This is a genomic window from Streptomyces sparsus, from assembly GCF_054776295.1.
The window spans coordinates 1-3,632 of the sequence record NZ_BAAHCA010000496.1 but is presented as its reverse complement, the minus strand read 5'-3'; the positions used below and the strand labels follow the sequence as shown (position 1 = coordinate 3,632).

The following is a 3,632-nucleotide window of genomic DNA, read 5'->3' as shown; positions in this document are numbered from 1 at the left end:
CGCCCTGGCTGCCGCCGCCCTCGGTGCCGCCGGCCTCGCCGCCGCCACCGTCAGCGGTGCCGTCGTTGGCCCCGTCGGTGGTGCCCTCCGTGGTGCCGCCCTCGTCGCCACCCGTGGTGGTGCCGTCGGTGTCACCCTCGGTGGTGCCGCCGGTGACGGTGCCCGACGGGTCGCCGCTGGGGTCCGGGTCCGTGGGCGGTTCCGGGTCCTCGGGGGTGAACGACGGCTCCTGCGGCGGCGGGTTGTTCCACGTCTCGCCGGTGGTCTCCTGCTCCTCCTCCGAGGGTGAGGCCGTCGGGCTCGGCGAGTCCTCCTCCGACTCCTCGTCGCTGGGGGTGGCGCTCGTCTCGGGCTTCTTCGGCGTCTCCTCGCCGCCGCCCGTGCCCTGCATGGCGTAGAACACGCCGGCGGCGATCGCCAGCACCGCGAAGAAGGCGATCAGCGCGTACTTCACGCCGCCGCCACCGTGGCCGTCGTCGCGCGGGCCGCCCTCGAAGCCGCCGTCGTCCCGGTCGGGACGGCCCATCAGCATCGGCGGACCCATCTGGGAGGTGTCGCCGTGCGTCGGGTAGCGGCTGGTCTCCGCCGTGCCGTGCGCCGGGACGCCACCCGCCGCCACCGGGCCGGTGTTCCACAGGCCGCCGGTGTGTCCGCCCTGCTCCTGGAGTTGGCGCAGCGCGTACTGGGAGAGGCCGCGCATCTCCTCGGCCGACTGGAAGCGGTCGTCCGGGTCCTTGGCCAGCGAGCGCATGACCAGGCCGTCGAGCTCCGGCGGCACGTCGTCGGACACCTCGGACGGCACGACCGGGTCGTCCTGGACGTGCTGGTACACCACCGAGAGCGGCGTCTCACCGGTGAACGGGGGCCGCAGGGTGAGCAGTTCGTAGAGCAGGCAGCCGGTGGCGTACAGGTCGGAGCGGGCGTCGACCGTCTTGCCGAGCGCCTGCTCGGGCGAGAGGTACTGCGGGGTGCCCATGACCATGCCGGTCTGCGTCATCGTCTGCGACGCGCCGTGCAGCGCGCGGGCGATGCCGAAGTCCATCACCTTGACCGCGCCGGAGTGCGTGATGATCACGTTGGCGGGCTTGATGTCGCGGTGCACGATGCCGTGCTGGTGGCTGTAGGCCAGCGCCTCCAGCACCCCGGAGACGATGATCAGGGCCTGGTCCGGCGGCGGCGCCTCGGCGCTCTGCAACAGCTCCCGGATGGTCCGGCCCTCGACCAGCTCCATGACGATGTACGGCACGGTGTTGCCGTCGGTGGTGTCCTCGCCGGAGTCGTACACGGCGACGACCGCGTGGTGGTTCAGCCCCGCGACGGACTGCGCCTCCCGCGTGAACCGGGCCTTGGAGACCGGGTCCTCGGCCAGGTCGGTGCGCAGCAGCTTGACCGCGACGGTACGGCCGAGCCGGACGTCCTCGGCGGCGAAGACCTCCGCCATGCCACCGCGGCCGAGCCGGCTGGTGAGGCGGTAACGGCCGTCACCGACCACGCCGTTCTTCCCCCACAGCTCGGGGGAGCCCAACGCGCCGCCGCCCGTCTCCTCGGGCTCCGAAGGGTCTCCGGCGGCCTGCCTCTGTGCCATCAGTCCTCGCCGTGGTTGGAACCCCGCAGGGGCGGGAGAGCGTGTGGGGTGGTGGAACAGGTCATCCAACCCGCTCCCGGTAGGGGCTGGCAAGTTCGGTCCGCGGCCCCGCACGTATCATCTCCGAGCATCGACGTGCCCCGGGTCACGGAACGGGCAAGCAGCTTGACTCGTCACACCCCTGGGGCAGACTGGCCCAGGTATCCCGATCAGTAGCAACCGTACACGCGCAGAGCCTGGTCCGTAGCTGGCCTTCGGCGCCTAGGGGGAAGCAAGATGAGCGACGTCGGCGGACATTCAGGCAATCCGGAAAGCCACGAGGGCAGCACGGTCGGCAACGGTCGCTACCAGCTCCGGAGTCTGCTCGGTGCGGGCGGTATGGCCTCCGTGCACCTCGCCTACGACTCGGTCCTCGACCGCCAGGTCGCCGTCAAGACCCTGCACTCCGAGCTGGGCCGCGAGGCCGCGTTCCGGGAGCGCTTCCGCCGTGAGGCGCAGGCCGTCGCGAAGCTGACGCACACCAACATCGTGTCCGTCTTCGACTCCGGCGAGGACACCATCGACGGCCTGCTCGTGCCGTACATCGTCATGGAGTACGTGGACGGCAAGCCGCTGCGCAACGTGCTGGACGAGGACATCGCCCGGCACGGCGCGATGCCCACCGAGAAGGCGCTCAAGATCACCGCGGACGTGCTGGCGGCTCTGGAGGCCAGCCACGAGATGAACCTCGTGCACCGCGACATCAAGCCCGGCAACGTGATGATCACGCGCCGCGGTGTGGTGAAGGTCATGGACTTCGGCATCGCCCGGGCCATGCAGTCCGGTGTGACGTCCATGACGCAGACGGGCATGGTCGTCGGCACGCCGCAGTACCTCTCCCCCGAGCAGGCGCTCGGCCGCGGCGTGGACGCCCGCTCCGACCTCTACACGGTCGGCATCATGCTCTTCGAACTCCTCACCGGACGCCTGCCGTTCGACGCGGACTCGCCGCTGGCGATCGCCTACGCGCACGTCCAGGAGGAGCCGGTCACGCCCTCCTCCATCAACCAGGCGGTGCCGCCGGCGGTCGACTCGCTCGTCGCCCGTGCCCTGCGCAAGAACCCCAACGAGCGTTTCCCCAGCGCGGAGGCGATGCTCGAGGAGTGCAACCGCATCGGCGGCTCCGGCGCCACGGGCGGCTCCTCGCCGATCATCATCGCGGGCGGCCCGCCGGCGAGCAGCGGCGCGGGCGTCGCCCAGTCGGTGTTCCCGCCGGTCAGCGCGACGGGCACGCCGCCCCCGCCGACCACCACACCGCTGGGCCAGGCGCCCGGCGGCTACCACACGCCGTACGGTCAGATGCAGCCCGGCTACGGCCCGTCCACGCCGCCGCCGGGCAGCGCCATGCCGATGGGCCAGCACGGCGGCTACCCCACACCCTCCTACACCATGGCGCCGCACCAGGGTCCCCAGCGGGGCGGTGGCGGCAACCGCACGGTGACGTTCATCGCGGTGGCCGCCGTCACCGCCCTCGTGGTGCTGGGCGCGCTCATCGTCATCGGCATCGCCGTCGGGGACGACGAGGAGGAGCCCACGGCCGGGCCGTCGGCCTCCGCCAGCACGGACTCCGGCAACGAGGGCCGCCCGGCCGGCAGCGACGACGGGGACGACACCGCCGACGGCTCGGACGACGACGCCGACGACGCCGCGTTCAAGGACGAGGACAAGACGAAGACGATCGACGCCACGCAGTGCACCGAGGCCCGGGACTACTTCCAGGACCGGGACAAGGAGGAGCCCCGCAAGTCGATGCCCGACCTGACGTTCAAGCACATCGACTCGGTGAAGGACTGCATCCGCAAGGCCGGTTGGAAGCTCGACCCGGACATCTCCTACGAGGACGAGAACATCTACGGCAAGAACACGGTGCTGAAGCAGTCGCCGAAGAACTACGAGGCTCTGGACCCCAAGGAGGACCGCATCACGCTGACGGTCTCCACTGGCCGCGGCTGACCGGCCACCCGGCGCGGCCCCGGCCGCCGCCACCCGAGCTCGCACGGGCCCGGCA

The 3,632-nt window shown here is 71.6% G+C and carries 2 protein-coding genes; one reads left to right on the top strand and one right to left on the bottom strand.

The window, feature by feature from the left end:
- On the bottom strand, positions 1 to 1,585 hold a 1,585-nt coding region (locus ACYVE9_RS19125; protein WP_461029104.1), incomplete at its 3' end, for a protein kinase domain-containing protein.
- 276 nt (positions 1,586 to 1,861) lie between these two features.
- Here ACYVE9_RS19125 and ACYVE9_RS19120 point away from each other — a divergent pair.
- Complete coding sequence (locus ACYVE9_RS19120; protein ID WP_461029103.1) at positions 1,862 to 3,577, top strand: Stk1 family PASTA domain-containing Ser/Thr kinase; 1,716 nt, start codon at positions 1,862 to 1,864, stop codon at positions 3,575 to 3,577.
- The last annotated feature ends 55 nt before the right edge of the window (positions 3,578 to 3,632 follow it).